18 protein-coding genes are annotated in these 22,544 nt (G+C 51.2%); 7 read left to right on the top strand and 11 right to left on the bottom strand.

Going from position 1 to position 22,544, the window contains the following annotated elements; genetic code table 11:
* Positions 1–175: 175 nt before the first annotated feature.
* The 8 genes from GBK04_RS10310 to gldB all read right to left on the bottom strand — a co-directional run bounded on the left by GBK04_RS10310 (position 176) and on the right by gldB (position 14,511).
* The gene (locus GBK04_RS10310; protein ID WP_152759386.1) at positions 176–1,714 is read right to left on the bottom strand and encodes a SusD/RagB family nutrient-binding outer membrane lipoprotein; all 1,539 of its coding nucleotides are present in this window, start codon (positions 1,712–1,714) and stop codon (positions 176–178) included.
* Positions 1,715–1,773: 59 nt separating this feature from the next.
* Entirely contained in the window at positions 1,774–4,908 is a 3,135-nt protein-coding gene (locus tag GBK04_RS10305) for a SusC/RagA family TonB-linked outer membrane protein (RefSeq protein ID WP_152759384.1), read from the bottom strand.
* Between the two features lie 573 nt (positions 4,909–5,481).
* A complete protein-coding gene (locus tag GBK04_RS10300; RefSeq protein WP_152759382.1) occupies positions 5,482–6,753 on the bottom strand; it encodes an MFS transporter in 1,272 nt (423 codons plus the stop codon).
* A gap of 162 nt (positions 6,754–6,915) precedes the next feature.
* Entirely contained in the window at positions 6,916–9,048 is a 2,133-nt protein-coding gene (locus GBK04_RS10295) for a glycoside hydrolase family 31 protein (protein WP_152759380.1), read from the bottom strand.
* 57 nt (positions 9,049–9,105) lie between these two features.
* Positions 9,106–9,663 (bottom strand): hypothetical protein, encoded by a 558-nt coding sequence (locus tag GBK04_RS10290; RefSeq protein WP_152759377.1) that lies wholly within the window; start codon positions 9,661–9,663, stop codon positions 9,106–9,108.
* Between the two features lie 46 nt (positions 9,664–9,709).
* Positions 9,710–11,527, bottom strand: a complete 1,818-nt coding sequence (locus tag GBK04_RS10285) for a MutS-related protein (RefSeq protein ID WP_152759374.1) — start codon at positions 11,525–11,527, stop codon at positions 9,710–9,712.
* A 5-nt stretch (positions 11,528–11,532) separates the two neighbouring features.
* Complete coding sequence (locus tag GBK04_RS10280) at positions 11,533–13,371, bottom strand: ABC transporter ATP-binding protein (RefSeq protein ID WP_152759371.1); 1,839 nt, start codon at positions 13,369–13,371, stop codon at positions 11,533–11,535.
* A 138-nt stretch (positions 13,372–13,509) separates the two neighbouring features.
* On the bottom strand, positions 13,510–14,511 hold the full coding sequence (gldB, locus tag GBK04_RS10275; protein WP_152759368.1) for a gliding motility lipoprotein GldB: 1,002 nt from the start codon (positions 14,509–14,511) through the stop codon (positions 13,510–13,512).
* A 138-nt stretch (positions 14,512–14,649) separates the two neighbouring features.
* Here gldB and GBK04_RS10270 point away from each other — a divergent pair, with 138 nt between their 5' ends.
* The 4 genes from GBK04_RS10270 (at position 14,650) to GBK04_RS10255 (ending at position 18,864) form a co-directional block, all read left to right on the top strand.
* Positions 14,650–15,516 carry a Rossmann-fold NAD(P)-binding domain-containing protein gene (locus GBK04_RS10270; RefSeq protein WP_152759365.1) on the top strand — a complete coding sequence of 289 codons (867 nt, stop codon included), beginning with the start codon at positions 14,650–14,652 and terminating at the stop codon, positions 15,514–15,516.
* A gap of 268 nt (positions 15,517–15,784) precedes the next feature.
* Positions 15,785–16,297 carry an RNA polymerase sigma factor gene (locus GBK04_RS10265; protein ID WP_152759362.1) on the top strand — a complete coding sequence of 171 codons (513 nt, stop codon included), beginning with the start codon at positions 15,785–15,787 and terminating at the stop codon, positions 16,295–16,297.
* Between the two features lie 133 nt (positions 16,298–16,430).
* Positions 16,431–17,918 (top strand): bifunctional phytoene desaturase/3,4-desaturase, encoded by a 1,488-nt coding sequence (crtID, locus tag GBK04_RS10260; protein ID WP_152759360.1) that lies wholly within the window; start codon positions 16,431–16,433, stop codon positions 17,916–17,918.
* Between the two features lie 94 nt (positions 17,919–18,012).
* Entirely contained in the window at positions 18,013–18,864 is an 852-nt protein-coding gene (locus tag GBK04_RS10255) for a phytoene/squalene synthase family protein (protein WP_152759357.1), read from the top strand.
* Between the two features lies 1 nt (position 18,865).
* On the opposite strand, the gene GBK04_RS10250 is transcribed toward GBK04_RS10255, so the two are convergent.
* The 3 genes from GBK04_RS10250 to GBK04_RS10240 form a co-directional block, all read right to left on the bottom strand.
* Complete coding sequence (locus GBK04_RS10250) at positions 18,866–19,309, bottom strand: hypothetical protein (protein ID WP_152759354.1); 444 nt, start codon at positions 19,307–19,309, stop codon at positions 18,866–18,868.
* A gap of 162 nt (positions 19,310–19,471) precedes the next feature.
* Complete coding sequence (locus tag GBK04_RS10245) at positions 19,472–19,747, bottom strand: hypothetical protein (protein WP_152759351.1); 276 nt, start codon at positions 19,745–19,747, stop codon at positions 19,472–19,474.
* 13 nt (positions 19,748–19,760) lie between these two features.
* Complete coding sequence (locus tag GBK04_RS10240; protein ID WP_152759348.1) at positions 19,761–20,186, bottom strand: hypothetical protein; 426 nt, start codon at positions 20,184–20,186, stop codon at positions 19,761–19,763.
* A gap of 278 nt (positions 20,187–20,464) precedes the next feature.
* On the opposite strand from GBK04_RS10240, the gene GBK04_RS10235 reads away from it, so the two are divergent.
* The 3 genes from GBK04_RS10235 to GBK04_RS10225 all read left to right on the top strand — a co-directional run bounded on the left by GBK04_RS10235 (position 20,465) and on the right by GBK04_RS10225 (position 22,448).
* On the top strand, positions 20,465–20,767 hold the full coding sequence (locus tag GBK04_RS10235; protein ID WP_373330878.1) for a hypothetical protein: 303 nt from the start codon (positions 20,465–20,467) through the stop codon (positions 20,765–20,767).
* A gap of 130 nt (positions 20,768–20,897) precedes the next feature.
* Positions 20,898–22,034: a Re/Si-specific NAD(P)(+) transhydrogenase subunit alpha gene (locus tag GBK04_RS10230; protein ID WP_152759342.1), complete on the top strand. Its 1,137-nt coding sequence runs from the start codon at positions 20,898–20,900 to the stop codon at positions 22,032–22,034.
* A 129-nt stretch (positions 22,035–22,163) separates the two neighbouring features.
* A complete protein-coding gene (locus GBK04_RS10225; RefSeq protein ID WP_152759339.1) occupies positions 22,164–22,448 on the top strand; it encodes an NAD(P) transhydrogenase subunit alpha part 2 in 285 nt (94 codons plus the stop codon).
* Positions 22,449–22,544: the final 96 nt, after the last annotated feature.

Raw genomic sequence — 22,544 nt, 5'->3', positions numbered from 1 at the left:
AGATTGATAGTTGGCAGGGTACCTCCGTGGCGGTTGCCCGTGCGATGAGTAAATGGGTGAGGGTAGCACAGCTTCTCCACGGTGACTGATTGAATGCAAAAGACAAAAAGCAGCATTTTATATTCACTCAATCCCTCATTCTGTCCGCTTCGGTATGCTGATTTAAAATTGATTTTTACTTGTCCCACCAAACACGGGTATCCAGATTGTTCGGTCCCTGCCGGGTGATGGCCTCGTTGAGATTGCCCGAATTGACCACGATCTCACTGTCAGGGTAGGGTAGGCGGCGGATGAAGTCACCCTTGATTTCGGAACCGGGGTAGGGGTTCTTTTGCAGCGCCGGGAATCCGCTGCGCCGGAAATTGGCCCATGACTCGTTGCCATCCAGGAAGGTGGCTACCCAGTACTGCGTGTTGATCAGATCAAGCGCTTTACTTTCGTCATAGGGATGCGCAGACAGGTAGGCTACAATATCAGCCTCTTTGATCGTGGCACTGGCATCGTAGAGCGCCATTTGCTCCATATTGGCGCGAATACCCTTGGCGTAGTAGTCGGCTGCCGAGCCCGACACCCAGCCCCGGTAGGCGGCCTCGGCCAATAGCAGCAGGGTTTCGGCGTAGGTCACGTGGAATTCGGGAGCGTCGAGTTTCAGAACCGTGGTCAGGTTGACCTGCGAGTAATCCCAGAGGCTGGCCACTCCGTTGGCCTGCAGGGTCGAAGTGATCGTGACGTCGTTGTAGCCTACGGGCATCCCGATCTGATCCTTGGGGGCCGAGGAGGCGCGGGCCGCTACCTGCTCGGGACCGCCCTTGGCCCCCACGTACCGTACGGCAAATACTGGCAGACGCGGGTCGTTATTGGTCTTTAGGTAGTTGACAAAAGGCGCTGTCAGGTAGAAGTTGGTTTTTTCCCGTGCAGCGAGGTGATTGGCGATGTAGTTATTATAAATAGCCGTATGGCGAATCACAGAATTGTCGGCATTGGACTGGAATACGCCACCCGCTACGGCTTTTTGCACATAAGTCTTCGCCAGATCTGCATTCACCTTGGTCAGGCGCATGCCGGCGCGCAGCATCAGGGAGTACCCCAGCTTTTTCCATTTAGCTACATTACCTCCGTACAGGATGTCCGTGACTACTGCGGCCTGGGCCGGGTCGAGGGCGGCAGATGCCTCGTCGAGCTCTTTCAGGATGTCTTTGTAGATAGCTTCCTGAGGATCGTATTTGGGCGTGATGATTTCGTTGGTGTAGCCTTGGCCGGCTTCAAAGTAGGGTACATCGCCGTAGGTGTCGGTCAGGATCATAAAAGCGTAAGCTTTCCAGATCCGCGCGGCGTTGTAGATATTCGATTGCAAGGGGTCGTCTTTGGTCTGATCCAGCACCGAAACTAACTGCTTGACCACATTGCGGTAAAAATTCACCCACACCAGCGGCGTGTTGCTGTTGTTGATTTGATTGTAATTGCCGCCCGAAAGCGAGCTGCCGTAGGGTGTAATGATCTGCTGCACGATCCCGAAGTTGTAAGTCAGCATGCCCAGCGTGGAGCCACCGTCGAGGTAGGTGGTACTGATGATGGCCTTGTTGAGCACCAGCGAAGGCGCCAGTGAGGTAGGGTCCACCTTATTGGTATTTATTTCGTCGAAGCCTTGGTCGCAGCCTGAAAGCACGCTCAGCGAGAGCACCAGGCTTACTATGTATTTTAGATTCTTTTTCATGATGATTGGATTTCTAGATTGGAAAAATGGCGAGCAGCTATTGGCCAATAGCTGAAAACCTAAAATCTGACGTTCAAATTAAAGCCCACGCTGCGGGTAGGGGGTAGGCCCGGCCAGAAATCCATCCCAACGCCATTGTCTGAGGCTACAAGCGCTTCTTCGGGGTCCATGTTTTCCGTCCATTTTTTGATAATGAGCACATTGTTGGCCACAGCGTTGACTTTCAGTCCTTTGATAAATAGGCGCTCGGGTAAGAGTTTGGTGAAATCATAGCCCAGTGTGATCTGACGCAGTTTCCAGAACCCGGCGTTGGACACAAAATCTTCGTTGATTCCCAGCGGATTGATGGATTCATAGAAAGGCTGTACGGCCGCTTTAGTCTGGTTGATTTCGCCGTCGGGATTCACTCCATCGCCAATGACGTACCCTACGTCCCGGCCCGGTAGAGTACGTTTCGACAAGCCGTGGCGGATGTAGTTGATGTTACGCCCCGCGATCATCTTGAAGCCCAGTTTGAAATCTACTAAGGCCGACAGCGAGATGCCCCGGTAGGTAAAGGTGTTGGTGATACCGCCAAAGTACTTCGGCAGGGCATTGCCCACATTCATCAGCGTGTTATTGCGCAGGGGCATGCCACTATTCTTGTCAAAAACCTGCCGACCCTGCGCGTCGCGCAGGTAGGTGAAGGTGTACAACTGGCCGATGGGCTTGCCTACGACTTCGTTCAGGGTACGTCCACCGCCACCGCCTACGGTAATGACCGTATCGTTTTCCGAAAGTCCCAGTTTGAGTACCTTGGATGTATTGTACGAAGCATTGGCGCTTACATCCCACCGGAAGGCATTGGTGTTCACGGGTGAGAAAGTCAGCAGCATTTCGACGCCCTGATTCATGCTGCGGCCCACGTTGATCAGCTTGCTGGTATAGGATGAGGCGTCGGAAATCTGGGCGGCCAGAATCTGGTCTTCCGTGATTTTGTGGTAGTAGGTGAAATCAAAGCCTATCTTATTCTGGAACAATTTCAACTCCATTCCTACCTCAGCCTCCTTCACCCGAAGCGGGCGGAGGTTTTTGTTAGGTACCGTGGAAGCATTGATACCGCCCACGGGCACCAACTGTCCCGACGGGTTGGGAAACGAGTTGTTGTCCACAGCATAGTATAGCGCATTGGAGTAGGGGTTTACGTTGTCGGAGCCCACCTGTGCGTAGGCCGCCCGCAGCTTACCGAACGACAGCCAGGCGGGCAGGCCCTCGAATGCCTGCGAGAATACGAAGCTACCCGTGACGGAAGGGTAGAGGATACTGCGATTAGCCGGAGCCAGAGTCGAGAACCAGTCGTTGCGGGCAGTGACACCCAGGTACAGAAACTCCTTGTAGGAAATGGTAGCCGCACCGAAGAGTGAATTGATTTTCTTTTCCGACAAACTGTAGAGCGGATTTTTGACGCGGCCATTCATGACTGTATAGAGGCCTGGCTGGATAAAATCCTGGACCGTCACGCTATTGTAGTCGTTGCGGGCGTAGCGTTGGTTGCCCCCCAGATTCACATCAATACCGATATCGCCGAAAGCTTTATTGATACCCAGGATAAAGTCGAGGTTTCGCTCGGTGTTCTGGCGTACATCCTGCGTGAAAGAGCCGTTCACAAAGCCGACGGGAGCTTTAGGGATGGGCGCATAGCCGTTGGGGATGTTGTAATCCTGATTGCGGATGTAATAATCCTGCGCAATGCGGCCCTGCAGGTACAGCCAGTCGGTGAACTGATACTTCAGCGCGATGTTGCCAAAAAGGCGATCCCGGTTGATATTTTCGAAGTGGTAGTTCATGGAGTAGTAGGGATTGTTCCGCACCAGGAAACGCGAAAAAACGAACTCGTCACCGTTGGGCATCGTCTGATTCTGGCGCAGGGCGTCGAAAGGCATGGAGTTAGCCAGCGTGAATACCACGGTCGACACCGAAAAATCCTGCGTGTTTAGCTGCGGGGGATTGACGTTCTTTTCCTTGGAATAATTAATGTTGCCCGAAGCCGTCAGTTTGCTGGTGATGTTCTGCGTAAAGCCTAGATTAATCACTTTGCGGTTGAAAGTATTGTTTTCCATGATGCCCTTGCTGTCGGTATTGCCTAGGGAAAGGCTGAAGCCGCCGTTCTGACCATTGTTCGACACCGTAACGGTATTCGTGAAATTGGTACCTACCCGGTAGAATTGCTTCACGCGGTTGCGAACCGGCTCGTAGGGCCAGGTTTCGTTGTCGAAGAGGGTTTGGGTCATGCCGGGCTCAAACTTCTCGCCAAAGCTCCACACCCCCGAGGTAGGGTTGGCCGTCGTGGGGCGCTTGCCTCCCTCACCCTGACCATATTCGTACTGAAAATCGGTATAGTCCAGTGGAGTATCGGTAGTAAAGTTGGCGTTGTAGCTTACCCCGAATCCCTTGCCCGTACCCCGGTTTTTGGTCGTAATCATCACCACGCCATCCTTGGCACGGGAGCCGTAGAGCGCCGCGGCGGTGGCCCCTTTCAAAACCGTCATGGTTTCTATGTCGTCAGGATTGATGCTGCTCAGACCGTCGCCTCCGTCGGAGCTATTGGCTGCGCGGGTACCGAAATCACCCCCCAGAGCGTAATTGGAGTTGTCAATAGGTACCCCGTTGACCACGATCAGGGGCGAGTTGTTGCCGCTGAACGACGATTGACCTCTAATACGGATTTTGGCTGTGCCCGCGGGACCGGTACCCATGGTCGTGATGTTGACCCCCGACATTTTGCCCTGTAATCCGCTCACAAAGTTAGGCGTGCGATTGGTCGAAATCTGGTCGGCATCTACGGTGGCAGTAGCGTAGCCTAGCGTTTTGGCCTCGCGCTTAATGCCCAGCGCCGTCACGACCACTTCGCTAAGATTTTTGGATTCAGGGGCTAGCTGCACATTTACCACCGAGCGGGTACCTACCTTAACCGATTGGCTTTCATAGCCAATGTACGAAAAAGTGAGCGTGGCGTCAGAAGCCGCGGCAATGGTAAAATTGCCTTCGGCGTCCGTAGTCGTGCCGCGGGTCGTGCCGTTTACCAGCACGTTCACGCCGGGCAAGCCCTCATTGGCCTGATCGGTCACCCGTCCTGTAATGCTTGGCGCCTGGGCAAAAATATGGCCCAGGCTTAGCAATAACACGAGGAATAATGAAGTAAGTGTTTTTTTCATAAGGGCATTGGGTTTTATTTTTTTGTAAGGATTTAGGAAAAGCTTTAACGATTAAGCAAAAAAATCAAAAAATTTAATCAAGCGATCGACCAAAGATGTGTGGGTAAGTATGAAATAAGACAGGTACCTATTTGGTGTGGGTATGTTAAGAACTGTTTTAATAGTAATTAACTGGTTATCTTACAAGTAGGTATGGGCAAAAAAGAAAATGAAGTAACTGATTTCGTTAATCAGAATAGGGTGAAATGTTTCAGCAGACTAATCTACGTATTCGTTCAGTACTATTGGATGAAAAAATGTGGTTTTAAATGAATGAATCAAAAGTATGCTTAACCGTTTAAACAAAAAAATATTTACCAGACTATTTTTATAAAAAATCTTCATAAAATATAAAAAAGCCAAAATCGGCGCGTAAGGGCATACAATAGCACTATAAGAAATAGTTAATGAATCAAAAACCGGAAGAAAGGAGTCAGGAAAGGTGGCCTATGAAAGAATTATTAAGCGATCTAGTGCTTAATAATTCCCGATAATGAGGGATGGGCAGACCCTGTTGCTATGCCACATATGTGCCTAGGCCTGAATGAGTACCTCTTCGGGTTGTTTATCGAGCGCGGCTTTTTCTTGTTGGTGAAGCGTTTGCTTTTTGAGGTAGCGGGCGTACATCGTAGCTACCAGCAAGGCTATGATCCCCTCGGCCAATACCGTGGCCTGTACCCCGATGTAGTGCGATACGCTCCCGATAAGAAGACTCCCAATGGGTACCGCTCCGGCAAAAACCATCACGAAAATACTAAGTACCCGTCCGCGTAGCTCGTGAGTTACGTTGAGCTGGATCATGGTATTGCTGATGGTGACGACCGACATCATGCCGAAAGCTCCGAACGTGACAAACATCAGGGCCAGGGGGTATAGGGTGGTGTAGGAAAAAAGTATAAGCCCGGTCCCGAAGACCATGGTGTTGATAGCCAGTACTTTACTCAAATTAGTCCCAGCCTTCAACGAAGCCAGAAATATGGCCCCTACGAAAGCACCCAGACCGATGAATCCGTCAATGACACCCAGCGTAGTGGCGTTGCCGTTGAAAATATCCTTGGCATAGACGGGGGTGAGGGTAGAGTAGGGCAATACCAGCAAACTCATGATGCCCGCAAAAATAATGGTACTGCTAATGGCTGGCGTCGCTTTGATAAAGGCAAAAGCCTCGCGAAATTCCCGCCGAATATTCCGGTCTGTCTTTGACTTGGGCTGATATTTGGGTAGCTTCATCAGCAACAAGGAAATAATGACGGGAATGAAACTGACGGCGTTCAGGCCGAAACAGACCTGATTGCCGAATTTTTCGAGAATAAATCCGGCCAGGGCGGGGCCAATGAACTTGGAAAGATTGACCATGGACGAATTCAGGGCCAGGGCATTCGGCAAATTGCTCTTGTCATCGACCAGTTCGTGTACCAGCGATTGTCGGGCCGGGACATCGAATCCGTTGATTATCCCCAACACGGCACTGAGGATGATGATTTCCCATACCACGTATTGTTTGAAAAATACTACGGCAGCCGTCAGCAGTACGGCCTGGATGAGTGAAAAGATTTGGGTAGTCAATAGTACCTTATAGCGGTCGTAGCGATCGGCGACAATACCGCCGAATAGTGAAAAGACCGATGCGGGAAACAACGTGGCAAAAACCGACACGCCCAGCATGAATTTGGACTGCGTGATGGAGTAAATCACCCAACTCACGGCCGTTTTCTGCATCCAGGTACCGATCAGTGATAATGACTGGCCCATGAAGAATAACCGGAAGTTGCGGCTTCGGAAGGAATCGAAGGTGGTAATGTTCATATCGGAAAGGGTACTGCGAAATACTCTCGATGCGGGATTTTAAATCTTCTGTTGTGAAGCATGTCCGCAAAAGCAGTACCAGCCACCAAGAAGGGGCGTAAGGGTAGGCTCAGTGGGGTAAAAGTACCCGACTACGCGCTGACCGTCAGCAAAACAGGCCTTTCAGGGTGTCATATATTCCCACCGTACGGGGCCGTAACGCCAGGCTATCCCCTGGGTAGGTGATTGCTTGCCTGCTCTGTTATTCACTTCCAGCAAAGTCCAGCCGAAGGTACCTTTTTCGTAGTTGAAGGTTTCACCATCGTCGTCATACAGCCTGAAGGTACCCGGCAGAGTACCGTAATAGCGCACGGTCAGGGGAAGTTTTTCATCTTGCGTCGGCGAATGCAGGGTCGTCGAAGTCATGGGGATGATACCGCCATCTTTCACAAATAGCGGGATTTTGTCCAGCTTGATGGACTGATCAACGGTGATTGTTTCGCCATCGCCCACGAATTTCCCGGTGTAGAAATCGTACCATTTGCCCTTGGGGAGAATCACTTTGCGAATCGGCTCTTCGGCGAACATCGGCGCTACCAGCAAATAATCGCCCACCATGAACTGATCCTTCACATCCTTACGCACGGCCTGGGCGTAGGGATTGTCCGTCGCGTCCAATTTCCCGGCGATGAGGGTACCTGCATCGGCAAAACCTTCCACCAGATTCATGGCCCGAATAGGCGGGGTACCTTCATAATGATATTGCGCGAAAGTCGTGTAGAGGTAGGGTAGCAACTGCATCCGCAGCTGCATCACATCTTTCACCTGATCGGCTACTTCGGGAAAAGTCCAGGGCTTGGTACCATCGGCCCAGGCGTTGAGCATGGCCATGGGCGACAGGCAGACGGCCTGCATCCGGCGTAGCCATTCCTCCGCCGTCTTGGAAGAGCGCGCTTCCGGTGTCCAGAGTACCCCGATAAAGCTACTGTTGCAGAGGGCAGTAATGAAATCCTTGTGATTATAGTAGTCGTTGTAAATGACGTAGGGTAGGTTCGACGCCCCGGCGTTGGAGGCCCGCGTCAGGCCGTAGGTACGGGTATTTTTTTCGCGAAACCAGTCGGTGGACATTTTCTGGAATTGCAGCCCATAAGTTTGCCGTACCTGCTCGGCGCTGAAACCAGACGGGAATTTGGCCACATCGGGCCACAGCCAGCGGTCGTACCCATCGGTTTCGTCTACCTTGTAGCCCGACACGCCGATGTTCAGGTGCCGTTCGGTGAAGAGTTTTTTGAACTGATCCCGGGCGGGTTTCAGGTTAAAATCAGGTACCACACCCACCCACACCGTGTGGGAAGCCGTATAGGGCAGGATGTTTTTGTAAATCGGCGAGTGCGATGAGACGTAGGGGTTGATCCAGAGGTTAGCCCGGATGTTTTTCGCCAATAATTGATCCAAAAGCCGTTTGGGCTGCGGGTAGCGTGTGCTGTCCCACACGAAACTATTGGGATAGGAGTACGACTGCCAGCCGGGTTCCAACCCGACTACGCTCAGGGGGTACCCTTTAGCCTCGAACTCGTTTACTTCCTGCATCACCTGCGCATCGGTAAACAGGGTAGGCATGCGGTGCACAAACCCCAGCCCCCACTTGGGCGGCAAGGTACCCCCGCCGCAATACAAATTGTAGCGCTGCACGACTTCCATCGCATTCTTGCCCGCAAAGACATAGACTTCCGTCCCCGTCGCCGGTACCAGTACCTCTACGGCATCGGAGTAAGGCTGAGAATTCCAGTTTTTCTGACTATTCCGGTTCATTTCTTCCGGCGGATTTTTGCTGTCCTTCCGCACCGCTGAACCCGCGTACACCGTGACGTACCGCGCCGAGTTGATGAGTACCCCATAGCCCCGATCCGACACGTAAAAAGGTACCGGCGCGTGGGTGCGGCCATCATCCTTGCCGCCGTAGTGATCCACGTGCAGGGTTTTGATGGTACCCCGCTGCTGCACGGATTTGAAGTTCAATCCCAGCCCATACAGCTGTTCGCTCCTTTCCAGCGGAAAACGCAGGTACACCTTGCCATCGGTGCGTTCGCTTTTGCTTTCTTTTAATTCTGTGGGAAAGGTAGGGGTACCTAATTTCTGCAGCGCTTCCACGCGCGGCTTTACGTCAGCCACGCCCAGCGGTGAAATCGCTTCCGGTTTGCCCACGGTGGCTTTCCACACGCCGGTAGCGACCTGTTGCCATTGGAAGGGGGTAGTTTGGGCGTGGCTTAGGAAGGAAAGGAGAAGGAAGAAGGATAGGACGAAGGTACTTTTCATGAGCAGGGCATTTTAGGTAAAAAAGCCCGATTATTGTAAAAATACCCGAAAAGCCCTTCACACGGTTTTTAGCTTTTTGATTTTGCCGGTCTTTTCATCGATAACATATACAATACTGAAAGGCGAACCGCCCCCGCGCGTTAACCTGACAAGGTTTCTTGATTCAATGCTTCCGTCCGGTTTGTATCTTTCCACCCACCGGCCCACCTTCGTCTGAGCAATGAAAACCCGATCTCCCACTTCATCCAGCAGAAAATCTATCTGCTCGGGAGATACCCGATTATGAATTGGCATGTCATTCTCATCGAATTCATAAATCAAGATGATTTTTCCCATGAAATGGGCAAATTGATTAGGAGGGTCATTCTTGAAGTGATCATCAAGTACCTGGGCAAGTATAATCAGTTTTTCACCGCCTATGAATGGGTGGATATGTACCTCAATCACACCCTGAAACTTATAAGTGTAATCAAGTTCAATGCAGTCTTGCTGAAACTCCTTTAAGAATCCCCCCAATTGTGAAGTGTCGCTAATGAAAACTTTTTTGAGCGTTTGCGCGGAAGTGGAAGAGAAAGCACAAGCGAGAAGTAAAAAAAGGTAGGATTTCAGATTCATTTGCAATACTGTTTAGTAGGATTTACAATACTCAACAGGTACCCCTTTACCCCACCGCAATTCCCATCATCCGCATCAACTCACTGGCGTTGAAGCTTTGGCAGATACCTTCGTGCAGTTTATAATCGAAGTGGAGTTGGCCGTCCTGCACGTCGGAGCGGAAGTGGAAGTTTTGGACGTAGGGCTGGGTGGCGCCCCATTCACCCAGTTCGAGGTCGTGGGTGGATACCATGCCCGAGGCGGGCAACGGGTGCAATTGGCGGATGAGTGCTTCAGCCCCGCGGTGACGGTCGGCAGAGTTGGTACCTTTCAGGATTTCGTCCAGCAAGTAAAAAATGGGTAGCGTGCGGGTCGTGTCTCCGGAGAGTTCCAGCAACTGCCGCAAGCGTTTCAGCTCAGCATAAAAGGATGAGGTATTCTCGACCAGTGAATCCTGCGTCCGCATGCTGCTGAACACCTGCACGGGCGCACAGGCCAGGCTGTTGGCGCACACGACGGCACCCGTTTGGGCCAGCACCAGATTCAATCCGACGGTACGCAGGAAGGTACTTTTGCCCGACATATTCGAGCCTGTCACGAGCATGGTGTGGCCCGTACCTACCAGCGAAAAATCATTGCTCACGCGCGCTTCGCGGGGAATGAGTGGGTGCCCCAGTTGTGTGGCCTCAATGCGGATATTTTCTTCCCAGGTAACCTGAGGCATGACGTAGTCGGGCTGGGCAAAGGCAAAGCCCGCCAGGCTATTCATGGCTTCGGTATCGGCCAGGGCATCGAGCCATGCGGCCAGTTCGGCTCCGTGGTTCTTTTTCCATTTTTCCAGCGCCGCCAAACAATGCAGATCAAATAAGAAAGGTACCCCAACAAAAATCAGAAAGAAAGGGTGCAGGCGGTAGTCGAGTCGGGCAAACCACTGGCCTACCGAGCGAATGGCGGCGGGAGCTTTTTTGATGGTACCTTGTCGCATCTGCCACCAGCGCGACTGGTACGGTGCGTCGTTGGCGAGTTCGAGCAGATCGGCATAGGCTACCAACGTCAAGCCCAGGTCGGTGGTGCGTTGGGTAAGCGACTGAATGTCCGCGTTGTAACGTTTCAGAATGATCCCCTGCCAGATAATCCCCAGCCAGAAAGGCCAGCCTGGGATTAAGTTGAGTAGGGCAAGTACCCCCAGCGTAACAGTCACGATAGGAAACCAACGCCAAGTCAATGATTTTTGCAGCGACTTGCTCATAACTTCTTTCGCCCAGGTACGCAGGGCACCAACCTGTTGCGAGGCATGCTCGTGCAGCAGTGCGGTAGCTTCCCAGCTTTGCCGCCAGTCGGCGTTTGCTTTGAATTCTTCCACGGCTTCCTGCCGCATCAGCAGTTCATCCAGCGCGGCGGGGTTCCTGAGCCAATGCGCCAGGCGACGGCTTCCTTCGTCGGTACGGGTGCGGTTAAGCAGGCGGTAGAGCGAGTGCTTGCCGAAAATATCGAGATCTGTGGCGTAGGGATGCAGGGGATCGCCAAATGAATCACCGGTTTCGGGACGCCGGAATTTGAGGTCAAGCCGATCCAGCTCATCGGCATTGATGGTTTGTAAATTTCGAAGAAAGTCGCGGTTTCGTTTCGCCTTATGCTGCCGTACCATTAATACCAGGAAAACGACACCGGCCACCAAGCCCAGTAGCCCCCAAAGGGGCTGGTTGGCAGAACTCCACAGACCCAGCGAAATTATAAGGGCTACAAAGGCCAACAGCCGCCCACCGGCCAGGGCGTTGAAAAGCTGCTGCGCTTCAGCTTCCCGCTCAGTGGCGTCCTTTAATTGTACTCTGAAATAGTCGGCGGGTGCTTTCCCTGTTGGCTTCGCTAATGGTTCAGTCGTCATGTTTGCTATCCATTATCCACTAGCGAAGCTGTTTCAAACTGCAACTTGATCAAATTAGCGTAGAGGCCGTTGTCGATCAGAGCCAGTTGATTATGCGAGCCGGACTCTACGATTTGTCCTTCGCGAATCACATAAATGGTATCTACTTTCCGGATGGTGGCCAGACGGTGGGCAATAACGATCGTCGTACGGTTTTTCATCAGTTCGTCCAGGGCAGCCTGTACCAGTTGCTCGCTCTCGGCGTCCAGTGAACTCGTGGCCTCATCCAGAATGAGGATTTTCGGATCTTTCAGAATCGCCCGCGCAATGGCTACGCGCTGCCGCTGCCCGCCCGATAGTTTCACGCCACGCTCACCGACGATGGTTTGCAGCCCTTCGGGAAATGAATCGATGAATTGCAGGGCGTTGGCTTTGCGGGCGGCTTCCCGTACTTCGCTTTCAGAAGCACCGGGCCGACCGTAGGCGATGTTCTCCTGAATGGTACCCCCAAAAAGCATGACTTCTTGCGGCACGATAGCCATCATACTCCGCAAGGCACTAAGCGGATACGACGCGATGTCTACGCCGTCCACCAAAATTTTGCCCCCCTGCGGATTATAAAACCGCATGAGCAGCTGCACAATGGTCGACTTGCCCGCTCCGCTATACCCGACGAGGGCAATTTTCTCACCCGCCGCCACGTCGAACGAAATGCCTTTCAGTACTTCCACATCGGGCCGTGAGGGGTAGGTGAATTGTACGTTTTCGTAAGCAATATTACCCTCCACAGTGGCTATGGTTTTTTCTTCCACGTTAAGATCCACTTCCGAAGTTTCGCCCAGAATTTCTACCAGCCGCTCCGAAGCACCAATGGTTTTGTTGATCTGAGCGTACATATCGCCCAAGCCACCCATCGCCCCGCCAATGAAGGTAGTGTACAGTACGAACGTAAAGAGATCAGCTATGGTCAGGTCGCCGCTCTGCACCAGATTAGCACCGTACCAGATCACGCCTACGATGCCGCCAAAGAGGGCAAAAATGATAAACGACACGAATCCACCCCGAAAGGTGGCGGCTTTTAGGGCGTTAGCTACAACACGATCCAGAGCAGTGCGGTAGCGTTGCACTTCCAGCCGCTCGTTGGTGAAGGCCTTCACGACCTGTACCGATTGCAGGGTTTCTTCGGCAATGACGTTGGCTGCCGCCAGCTCGTCCTGGGCTTTTTTGGAAAGTCGACGGATATATCGTCCAAAGAACATGGCTGCCACAACCATAATCGGAAAGGTAGCCAGCATAAAAAGCGTCAGCTTCCAGGAGGTCAAAGAAATAAGTGTAATGCCCACCACGAGTGTGGCAATTTGCCGAAAGAACTCCGCGATGGTAAAGGAAAGCACATCCTGTAACTGAGTCACATCCGACGTAATGCGACTCGTGAGCTCACCCACACGCCGCTGTTCCAGGAATCCGATCGGCAGCGTAATGATTTTGCTGTACACGTCACGACGCACATCAGCCATCGCCCACTCGCTAACGCGGGAGAAAAGGTAGATGCGAAGGAATGAAAAAACCGCCTGGAACACCAGAATGGCTATGAGTACGCCCGTAATCTGGTTGATAGTATAGGGCGATTTGCCCTCGATTACTTCAATGATACTCCCGACCAACTTGGGAAATGCCAGCGAGGTACCCGTAGACAGAATCAGGAATATGAAGCCTACGATGAAGTAGGTCTTGTAAGGGAGTGTGTACCGGAAAATTTGCAGGGTTTTCTTAAGCCCGCTCCAGCTTAGTTTCTTTACTGCGAAGGGCGATTCCGTACTGTTTTCGTCGTCACCGCCTCTTCGGCCAAATCTGCTTTTTGCCATTATGTTTCTAGCTGTCGGCTAATGGCGGTTGGCCGGGCGGCGTTCCGCTATTAGCTTTGATGTTTTTAATTACTATATGTTATTTTTATTGCGTTGCTGAAGCTACAGCCACCGGCTAACAGCCAATGGCTTCTTAGCTCATTCGTCCATCTGTCCCTTATAACCTGATTGCTGTAAAATCTGCTGGGCGTTGGGATTGTTCATCAGTTCAGGTAAAGTCACGTCGGGATGCTCCTCCATATAACGGCTCACGATACGCCAGCCCAGCCACCGCCCGATGCCGCCCGGTACGTCAGGACCGATCTCGGGCGTAAAAGGACGCTCGCCTACGTACTTCTGTTTTACCAGTTGAGCCTTTTCGTAGAGCAGGCGGTTTTCCACCACAAAAGCCCAAATGGCGGTCTGGCTGTTATAAGTGCGCGTCAGGTTCTTTTCAGAAAAGCCCAGAACCAGGCTGTCCGGCGTCTGAGGAGCACACCGCTTCACAAATTCGAACGATTTGCCATAACCTATCATATCGGCCAGCAACGTCTTATCTGCGGGATCGGTCCGGTTGTATTGGTCTGCCATAAAAAAAAGAATGGACGGAACCAGATACTCTTTCTGGTAGCGTCCCAACTGATAGGCATAGACCTGGGGACGGTAGGTAGCTTGAGGCCCCCCGAAATAATCAAGGCCAATGATGATGAGACTGTCGGATATATATAAATCGCTCCCCATGAAACCCGTAACCAGGGTCACCACGCGAGGCGCTTTGAAACGTGGGTAGTAATATTTGATATGTTTGAACGCTGTTTCGAGAGGTTGCCTGAGTTGCTGGTTTTTATCACTAAACAAAGAATCCACTTCCTCCTTGAATCCCCGAAGCGAAGTATTACGTATATGCTCGTACAGAACAGGGGCTAACGAGGAGTCCTGCGGTGCAACATCAGGAAAATAGACCTGGCTGAGAAAAGGATAACGAGCAAGGAATTTTTCCATGGCTTCAACCGACTGGCAGGCAAATAGCGAATCTTCCAGTGATTCGATGGCAACTTCCACCTGTACGGTACTTACGTCGGGTGATGTATCGGACGAATTGTTGCAGCTCGTAAAGAGCCAGACAACGCCCAGAAATAGAATTAATCGCGGTAAAGCCATTCGCATCAGATGAGGAAACACGCTAACCAAACATGCAAAAGTAACTAAAAAGTTGCAGTGAGCGGGTTTCATTTCACACGGATCGCAGGTAGCCAGTGACTAGGTTGAACGTTCGATATCATTTGGCTGACAAGGATTATGGCTCATGCAAGCGGAAAGACAATAAGTGTTGTAGGATGTGGATGGCTAGGAAAGTCGCTGGCCGAACGGCTGCTGGTTGAGGGGTACCTTGTGAAGGGAAGTACTACTTCTCCGGCAAAACTGGCAGGACTCAAAAGCCTGGGCATAGAAGCCTATGTAGCCAGTCTGAGCCCTGACCCGCGAGGAGAGCATTGGTCCGAACTTCTGGATGTTGATACTGTGATTGTAGACATACCTCCCCGGGTGTCGCACCTAGGGGGGGATTTTCATCCTCAGCAAATGGATTTTCTGGCGGCTATGCTAAATAAAACGTCGGTTTCGAAAATAATCTATGTGAGTTCTACCTCGGTATATCCCGAATTGAACAGGGTAATGACCGAAGCCGATGTGCTGGAATCCGGCCAATCCGCTTCTCCGGGACTGGTGCTGGCAGAAAACAGAATGCTGGACCTGGCCAGTGCAAGCCGCCGAGTGACTGTATTGCGATGTGGTGGGCTGATGGGCTATGACCGGATACCGGGCAAATATGTGCGTGGAAAACAGAATATGACTACGGGTAGTCTTCCGGTCAACTACATTCACCGCGATGATGTCATCGGAATTGTCAGTGCTTTATTGAGGTCGGAAAATCCCGATGGAGTATACAATGCAGTAGCTCCTCAGCATCCGTCGCGCCGGGAAGTGTACGAGACTTCCTGTGCTGAATTTGGCTGGGAATCACCTACTTTCAAGGTACCCACACACTCAGAAAAATATAAGTTGGTCTCCTCCGATAAGTTGGGCAGTATGTTGGATTATACCTTTCAATATCCTGACCCGCTGACTTTCCATTACGAATTATTTTACAAGACACGTGACAACTAATGTAGGTACAATTTTGGTACGGGATTTAGGTTTGTTAAGCTTTCAGTAATTTTTATTCAACAGTATTTACTCTATATAATTATATGAAAACTACATATTGTACTAATATAGTATAGCGATTTAGTTAATGGGTTGAAAATCAAGACGCGTTTAATTGAGCAGGCGTAGTTTTTATTAATAATTGAAATGAAAGTTCAACGAAATTTGGAATCTTGTTTAATGTTTATTTAATTTGGTTCAACAAAATCTACTTAACCTCAGACTTTCTATGACAGCTCTTGAATTCACTTATAATATAAACCGGGTTTCCAAAACGCTAAGGCCTTTTGCCATGCGCCTGACCCGTGATTCGGAAGATGCTAATGACCTGCTGCAGGATACGATGCTTAAAGCTTTTACTAATCGGGAGAAATACACCGACGGTACCAACCTGAAAGCCTGGTTGTATACAATTATGAAGAATACCTTCATCACCAATTACCAGCGGATGATGAGGAAGAATACCTTTATCGATACTACGGACAATCTGCACTACATCAATTCGTCCGATAACAGCACCCACAATGAGGCCTATTCTAGTTTCGCCATGGACGACATCACAACTGCCATCGAGTCGTTGGAGTCGGCTTATAAGGTACCCTTCATGATGCATTTCCGTGGCTTTAAGTACCACGAAATCGCGGCTAAACTGGAAATTCCCATCGGAACCGTCAAAAATCGGATTCACATTGCCCGCAAGGAACTTAAGCATCTGCTGCGGGTCTATTCGCACCTGGACTGAGTACGGAGTTGAGTATATTGATTGATTACTATTGTTTGGTTTATGGAGAGGAAAGATGCAGAAAGTCAGATGGGGTACCATCTGACTTTTTTGTCGGCTGCTGCCTCCAACCCGCCTTTTCCCCGATAAGTGCATGAGTGAATCCCGACGGGTCATTGTGATTGGGGCCGGTTTTGCCGGCCTTTCTGCCGCCACGCAACTGGCGCATCAGGGCTATGACGTAACAGTTCTGGAAAAAAACAGCCTCCCGGGTGGCCGGGCGCGGGTATTCCGTGAGCAGGGCTTTGTGTTCGATATGGGCCCAAGCTGGTACTGGATGCCCGATGTGTTCGACGACTATTTTGCTCGGTTCGGGAAAAAGCCCTCTGACTACTATGACCTGGTGCGGCTCGATCCTTCCTACAAAGTAATCTTTGGCCCTGGCCAGCAGGTAGACTTGCCGGCTGACATGAAGGCGCTGCGGGCGCTGTTTGAGTCCATGGAACATGGTAGCGCCGCACAACTGGACGAGTTTCTGCGGCAGGCGGCCTATAAGTACGAAGTCGGAATCAAGAAGTTTGTGTGGAAACCCAGTCGGAAGGTGTCCGAATTCCTGAGTCTCAAGCTGCTCTACGACGTCACGCGCCTGGATGTGTTCCAGTCGTTTGCCTCACACGTACGTAAGTTCTTCAAAGACCCGCGCCTGCTACAGCTCGTGGAGTTTCCGATTCTGTTTTTGGGAGCTACCGCCGAGAAAACCCCCGCCATGTACAGCCTGATGAACTACGCCGAAATGGCACTGGGTACCTGGTACCCCATGGGTGGCATGCACGAAATCGTACGGGGTATGGTGGCGCTGGCCAAGGAGAAAGGTGTGAAAATCATCCTGAATCAGAATGTCCGGCACATTGCGGTCGAACAAGGCAGGGCTAGCCGGGTGCTGACCGCCGAAGGTACCTACGAGACGGATATTGTCATAGCAGGCGCCGACTATCACCATGTGGATAGCCAATTGCTGGCCGAACCCTACAGGAACTACACTGAAGGCTACTGGGACAAACGGGTCATGGCTCCCTCGTCGCTGCTGTATTATGTGGGGGTGAACAAAAGGGTACCCCGGCTGACACACCATAATCTGTTTTTTGACGAGGATTTTGCGCTGCACGCCGAAGAAATCTATGAAAATCCGAAGTGGCCTTCCCGTCCGTTGTTCTACGTGTCGGCTCCTTCCAAAACCGACCCGAGCGTGGCTCCCGAAGGCAGCGAGAATTTGTTTTTGCTCATTCCGGTAGCACCAGGCTTGACCGACGACACCGAAGCCATCCGGGACAAATACTTCAACCTGATCATGGACCGTCTGGAAGCCTATGTGGGCGAGGCCGTCCGGCCTCATGTGGTATACAAACGGAGCTATGCGCACTCGGAATTCAGGGAAGACTACAATGCCTTCAAAGGCAATGCCTACGGACTGGCCAATACGTTGCGGCAAACGGCCCTCCTGAAGCCTGCTCTGAAAAACAGAAAGGTCAAAAACCTGTACTATACCGGGCAGCTTACCGTACCCGGACCTGGCGTACCACCATCCCTCATTTCAGGCCTGGTGGTGGCGAAGGAAGTAGAAAAAGAATTTCCCCTGAGGTAGGTTTGTCTGACGTTTTTGAAAAAACCTTTAACAAAATCCGAGAGTTCGGGTTATATTGAAACTAAATTTTAGAAAGATCCAAAAGGCCCACTCGATGCTGGAACTATTCAATCGGACGACGCTGCAATGCAGCAAGATCATTACGGAGAACTACAGCACCTCCTTCACGCTGGGCATCCGCACGCTCGACCGAAAGTTTCACCTACCTATCTACGCCATTTATGGTTTTGTCCGCTTTGCCGACGAAATCGTGGATACCTTTCATGATTTTGATAAAAAAGACCTGCTGGATCGCTTCCGGAAAGAGGCGTTTCAAGCCATTGAAGAGAAAATCAGCCTCAATCCCGTCCTGCATTCCTTTCAGTTGGTGGTGAATCAATACCATATCGAACATGAATTGATCGAAGCCTTCCTGAATAGCATGGAAATGGATTTGTACGAGCACACCTACACGCCCGATGGCTACCAGCAGTACGTCTATGGATCGGCGGAAGTCGTAGGGCTTATGTGTCTGCGGGTATTCTGCGAGGGTAACGAAGCGCAGTATGATCACCTGCGCGAAGGGGCGCGTAGCTTGGGGGCGGCCTTCCAGAAAGTGAACTTTCTGCGCGATCTCAAAAGCGATTTCCAGGATCGGGGCCGGGTGTATTTTCCGGGGGTAGATTTCAAAGCGTTCGATCCGAACGCCAAAAAATGCATCGAGGCCGACATTCAGGCTGACTTTGACGCTGCCTACAAAGCGATCCTCCAATTGCCCAAAGGCGCGCGGCAGGGCGTGTATCTGGCCTACGTATACTACTGCACTTTATTCAATAAAATAAAAAGCCTGCCCGCCGCCCGCGTGCAGGAAGAGCGCATCCGCGTGCCCGACAGTCGCAAGCTGGCCTTGCTGGCTCAAACCTACGTCAAGTTTAGGATCAGCGCGCTGACCGCTTCGCTGTGGTAGGTTATTCGCGGAGGTACCTGTGCCGGTAGTTGAGGAATTCGCACGCTGACGTCAGGATAAGTTCGTTATCCCTTTGTTCCAAATCCCAGGAAGGACATGAGATGCAATCGACATAGGCGCACTGGGGATTAGTAGGTACCTTAGCCTTGGGTTTAATCTTGAACGAGGTACCGTTGACGATCAGCGTCTCCGGTGAACAGCACCACGACAATCCCTTTTCACCCAGGATCACTCCATCAAATCGAAAAACCAAATAGTATGTAAAGATTGGAACAGGACCAGAAACCTGTTCCCACACTTTCTGTCCATTTACGGTCTTTTCCACGGCATCCAGCCGCCACTTCCCTACGATTTCTTCAATAGCCGGAAGCGGTGCGGGTTCACTTTCTTTTTTACAGTTGAGTAGCAGAAGCGGAAGTAGGAATATGTATAGGTACCTTTTCATGTTTTTGACGTTATTCTCTTACATATTTTGATCGAGAATGGTATTGACCGCAGGTTACAGTTGCAATTAATTCATCATTTTCCACTCTCATATCTCTGGGGCAAGAAGCACAGTTGATTAATTCACACTCAGCATTGTAGGGTACCTCTATTTGAGGTTTCGCTACGTAGGGTACCCATCGATACTGTATTTGTCCAGTCCGCAGCAAGGCGGCAATCCGTTGCTGCCCAATAGAATCCCATCAAATCGGATGGTGAAAGTATCTCCATCCTGAGCGGGTACCTCTTCCCAAACAGTTTGACCATTCACAGTCTTTTCCACGGCTTTCAACCGCCATTTGCCCACAAGCTCTTTAATAGCGGGCGGGGTTTCAAAATCGTGTTTTTTACAGCCAACCAGCAAAATTGGCAGCAGGAGCGCGTACAAGAATCGTTTCATAGTGTTAGTAAAGTTACTCGCGGAGGTACCTGGATCGGTAATGAGGATTTTCTATCCCTGGTGTAACGATGAGCGTGTCGGCATTTTGCTGTAAAATCAAATTAGGCATGTATAAACAGCTTACGTTTCCGCAGAATTCGGATGATACCGGAGCAAGTGGTTTGATCGTAAAGGGAACACCATTTACGATTAGCGAACCAGGGGTGCAACAAGGCCGATTACCGTTTTCATTCAGGATAACTCCATCGAATCGAAATATCAGATAGTAACTTGCCGTAGCACTCTCCCAAACTTTTTCTCCGTCTACGGTTGTTTCCGTGGCTACCAGCCGCCACCTACCTACGAGTTCTTTGATAGTCGGAAGCGGGTCGGGTACTTCGTCCTTTTTGCAGTTTAACAAAAAGAGCGGAATCGCGAGAATGTACAGGTAGCGTTTCATAAGCTATTCAGGCTGTTTGTATAGATAGAGTGGAATCAGGAGTAATTGGTTGGAAAGGCAGGTCAGAATTTCATCCCAAAAGGCCCGACGTTGCCATCTTCCCGGATTATTCGCTACTTTGCTGTAAAGTTTCCAAGAGGTAAGCAATCAACAGATTCGGCTGGGTTTCGTATGAAAAAGGCAATCGTGTTCTTGATTTTGATGATAGGATGGAGTAGCTGCACGAAAGAAGAATCGCTGGGCGTAGGGTACCCCCGCTGGTAGGTACCTGGAAGCTGGTGCAGAAAAACGTTCTCAACGATTCAACGTACGTCTTGAAAACCATCGAGAATCCTGACTTGAACACCCTGACCTTTGCGAGCGATGGTACCCTGTCGTCCCTGGGTGAAGAAACCGAATACTACCGTAGTAGCAAATACTACAAGGTGGATTCCGTCCGGTTCGTGGGGCAACGGGTGGGCTTCATTGCCGGTAACACCTACCCGGCCTTCTACCAGGGACTTACCCTAAAAGCCGATTCGCTCACACTTTCTCCCTGTCCCGACCACGTGTGCGATTTGGTTTTTATCAAGGGGCGATGACTTTCTTTTTTCAGTAGGATAGTCTGGTTTGTGCCTTCTTTATCCAAAAAAATGCCATTCCGGATCAGGTACCATACCCTACCTTTGTCGTCCAGAAAGCATTCCTGAATCACCTAACTACTTCTTGTCCTTGAAAATAGCTGTTCCCAAAGAGACCAAACCCTTCGAGCGGCGCGTGGCTCTCACGCCCGATGTAGTCAAATCGTTGCAGAAAGCCGGATTTACGTGCCTGATCGAAAGTGGTGCCGGTACCAATTCCTATTTTTCCGACGAAGCCTACCAACAAGCCGGAGCCGGCATAGTGGCCACCACCGCCGCGGCCTACGCCGAAGCCGATGTGGTGCTGCGGGTCAATGCTCCCACCGAAGCCGACGTGGCCCTGATGAAGGAAGGTACCATCCTGATTTCGTACCTCTACGCCTACACCATTCCGACGATCGTGGAGGCTTTGAATAAAAAGAAAATCACGGCTTTTTCGATGGATGCGGTACCCCGCATTTCGCGCGCCCAAAAAATGGACGCGCTGAGCTCGCAGGCCAACCTGGCGGGCTACAAAGCCGTACTGCTGGGGGCCAACGCGCTGGGTAAGATATTCCCGCTGATGATGACTGCCGCCGGTACCATCACGCCCTCGCGGGTGCTGGTATTCGGAGCGGGCGTGGCCGGTTTGCAGGCCATAGCTACCGCCAAGCGCCTGGGTGCGGTGGTGGAGGCTACCGACGTGCGGGCCGAAACCAAAGAACAGGTGGAATCGCTGGGAGGCCGCTTCCTACAAGTGGAAGGCGCTGAGGGTGTGAAAGTGGAAGGCGGCTACGCCAAAGAAGTTTCGGCTGACTATCTCCAGAAACAGCAGACCCTGATCAAAGAACGCATCAAGGAAGCCGATATCGCGATCACTACGGCTCTGGTGATCGGGAAAAAAGCACCGGTGCTAATTACCGAAGACATGGTAAAAAGCATGAAAACGGGCTCAGTGATCGTCGACATGGCCGTCGAATCGGGCGGTAACTGTGAGTTGAGCGAATTCGGGCAGACCGTCGTCAAGCACGGCGTTACCATCATTGGTGAAGCCAATATGCCCTCGTTGCTACCCGTCAACGCCAGCGAGTTGTACGCCAAGAATATTTCTACGTTGCTACTCCACCTAGCCACCAAAGACGGCTTCAAGTGGGAAATGGACGAGGACGTGACCAAAGGTAGCCTCATCACCCACGAAGGCGAATTGGTGCACGGCTTTACGAAAGAGATTTTGGCGAAGAGTAAATGAATGTAAGTACAGAAGTACCTGAGTACAAAAGTACCGGCAAAGAACACCTGGGGAACTTTCGTCTAACCACTCCTGTACTTCTGAACTTTTGTACTATAAATCACCACCCTACACCCCAATACTACCACCATGTCAATCGAAAATTTCATATTCCTCTTATACATTCTGGTACTGGCCAGCTACTGTGGCTTTGAACTGATCGCCAAGGTACCCCCCACCTTGCACACCCCGCTCATGTCGGGTTCCAACGCCATCTCAGGTATTACCATCGTAGGGGCCATCCTGTGCGTCCGTGAGGGCGAGGTCAGCAAGTACCTCGGCATGGCCGCGCTCGTACTGGCTACCATCAACGTAGTGGGCGGCTACGCCGTGACTGACCGCATGCTGCAAATGTTCAAGAAGAAAAAAAGCTGATAGCCATTGGCTTTTGGCTGATAGCTACCTGGCTGTTAGCCACATAAGTAACCCGTTCGCAGTGCACCATTTGACCTAGTGATTGATTAAAAAAGC

Source organism: Salmonirosea aquatica (assembly GCF_009296315.1).
Lineage (GTDB): Bacteria > Bacteroidota > Bacteroidia > Cytophagales > Spirosomataceae > Salmonirosea > Salmonirosea aquatica.
Note: the sequence above shows the minus strand (reverse complement) of the source record. Positions and strands in the feature narration are given on the sequence as shown.

Bases quoted from the DNA above. Each gene is read 5' to 3' on its own strand.
- GBK04_RS10310 (WP_152759386.1), bottom strand. From the start codon at position 1,714: ATGAAAAAGAATCTAAAATACATAGTAAGCCTGGTGCTCTCGCTGAGC.
- GBK04_RS10305 (WP_152759384.1), bottom strand. From the start codon at position 4,908: ATGAAAAAAACACTTACTTCATTATTCCTCGTGTTATTGCTAAGCCTG.
- GBK04_RS10300 (WP_152759382.1), bottom strand. From the start codon at position 6,753: ATGAACATTACCACCTTCGATTCCTTCCGAAGCCGCAACTTCCGGTTA.
- GBK04_RS10295 (WP_152759380.1), bottom strand. From the start codon at position 9,048: ATGAAAAGTACCTTCGTCCTATCCTTCTTCCTTCTCCTTTCCTTCCTA.
- GBK04_RS10290 (WP_152759377.1), bottom strand. From the start codon at position 9,663: ATGAATCTGAAATCCTACCTTTTTTTACTTCTCGCTTGTGCTTTCTCT.
- GBK04_RS10285 (WP_152759374.1), bottom strand. From the start codon at position 11,527: ATGACGACTGAACCATTAGCGAAGCCAACAGGGAAAGCACCCGCCGAC.
- GBK04_RS10280 (WP_152759371.1), bottom strand. From the start codon at position 13,371: ATGGCAAAAAGCAGATTTGGCCGAAGAGGCGGTGACGACGAAAACAGT.
- gldB (WP_152759368.1), bottom strand. From the start codon at position 14,511: ATGGCTTTACCGCGATTAATTCTATTTCTGGGCGTTGTCTGGCTCTTT.
- GBK04_RS10270 (WP_152759365.1), top strand. From the start codon at position 14,650: ATGGCTCATGCAAGCGGAAAGACAATAAGTGTTGTAGGATGTGGATGG.
- GBK04_RS10265 (WP_152759362.1), top strand. From the start codon at position 15,785: ATGACAGCTCTTGAATTCACTTATAATATAAACCGGGTTTCCAAAACG.
- crtID (WP_152759360.1), top strand. From the start codon at position 16,431: ATGAGTGAATCCCGACGGGTCATTGTGATTGGGGCCGGTTTTGCCGGC.
- GBK04_RS10255 (WP_152759357.1), top strand. From the start codon at position 18,013: ATGCTGGAACTATTCAATCGGACGACGCTGCAATGCAGCAAGATCATT.
- GBK04_RS10250 (WP_152759354.1), bottom strand. From the start codon at position 19,309: ATGAAAAGGTACCTATACATATTCCTACTTCCGCTTCTGCTACTCAAC.
- GBK04_RS10245 (WP_152759351.1), bottom strand. From the start codon at position 19,747: ATGAAACGATTCTTGTACGCGCTCCTGCTGCCAATTTTGCTGGTTGGC.
- GBK04_RS10240 (WP_152759348.1), bottom strand. From the start codon at position 20,186: ATGAAACGCTACCTGTACATTCTCGCGATTCCGCTCTTTTTGTTAAAC.
- GBK04_RS10225 (WP_152759339.1), top strand. From the start codon at position 22,164: ATGTCAATCGAAAATTTCATATTCCTCTTATACATTCTGGTACTGGCC.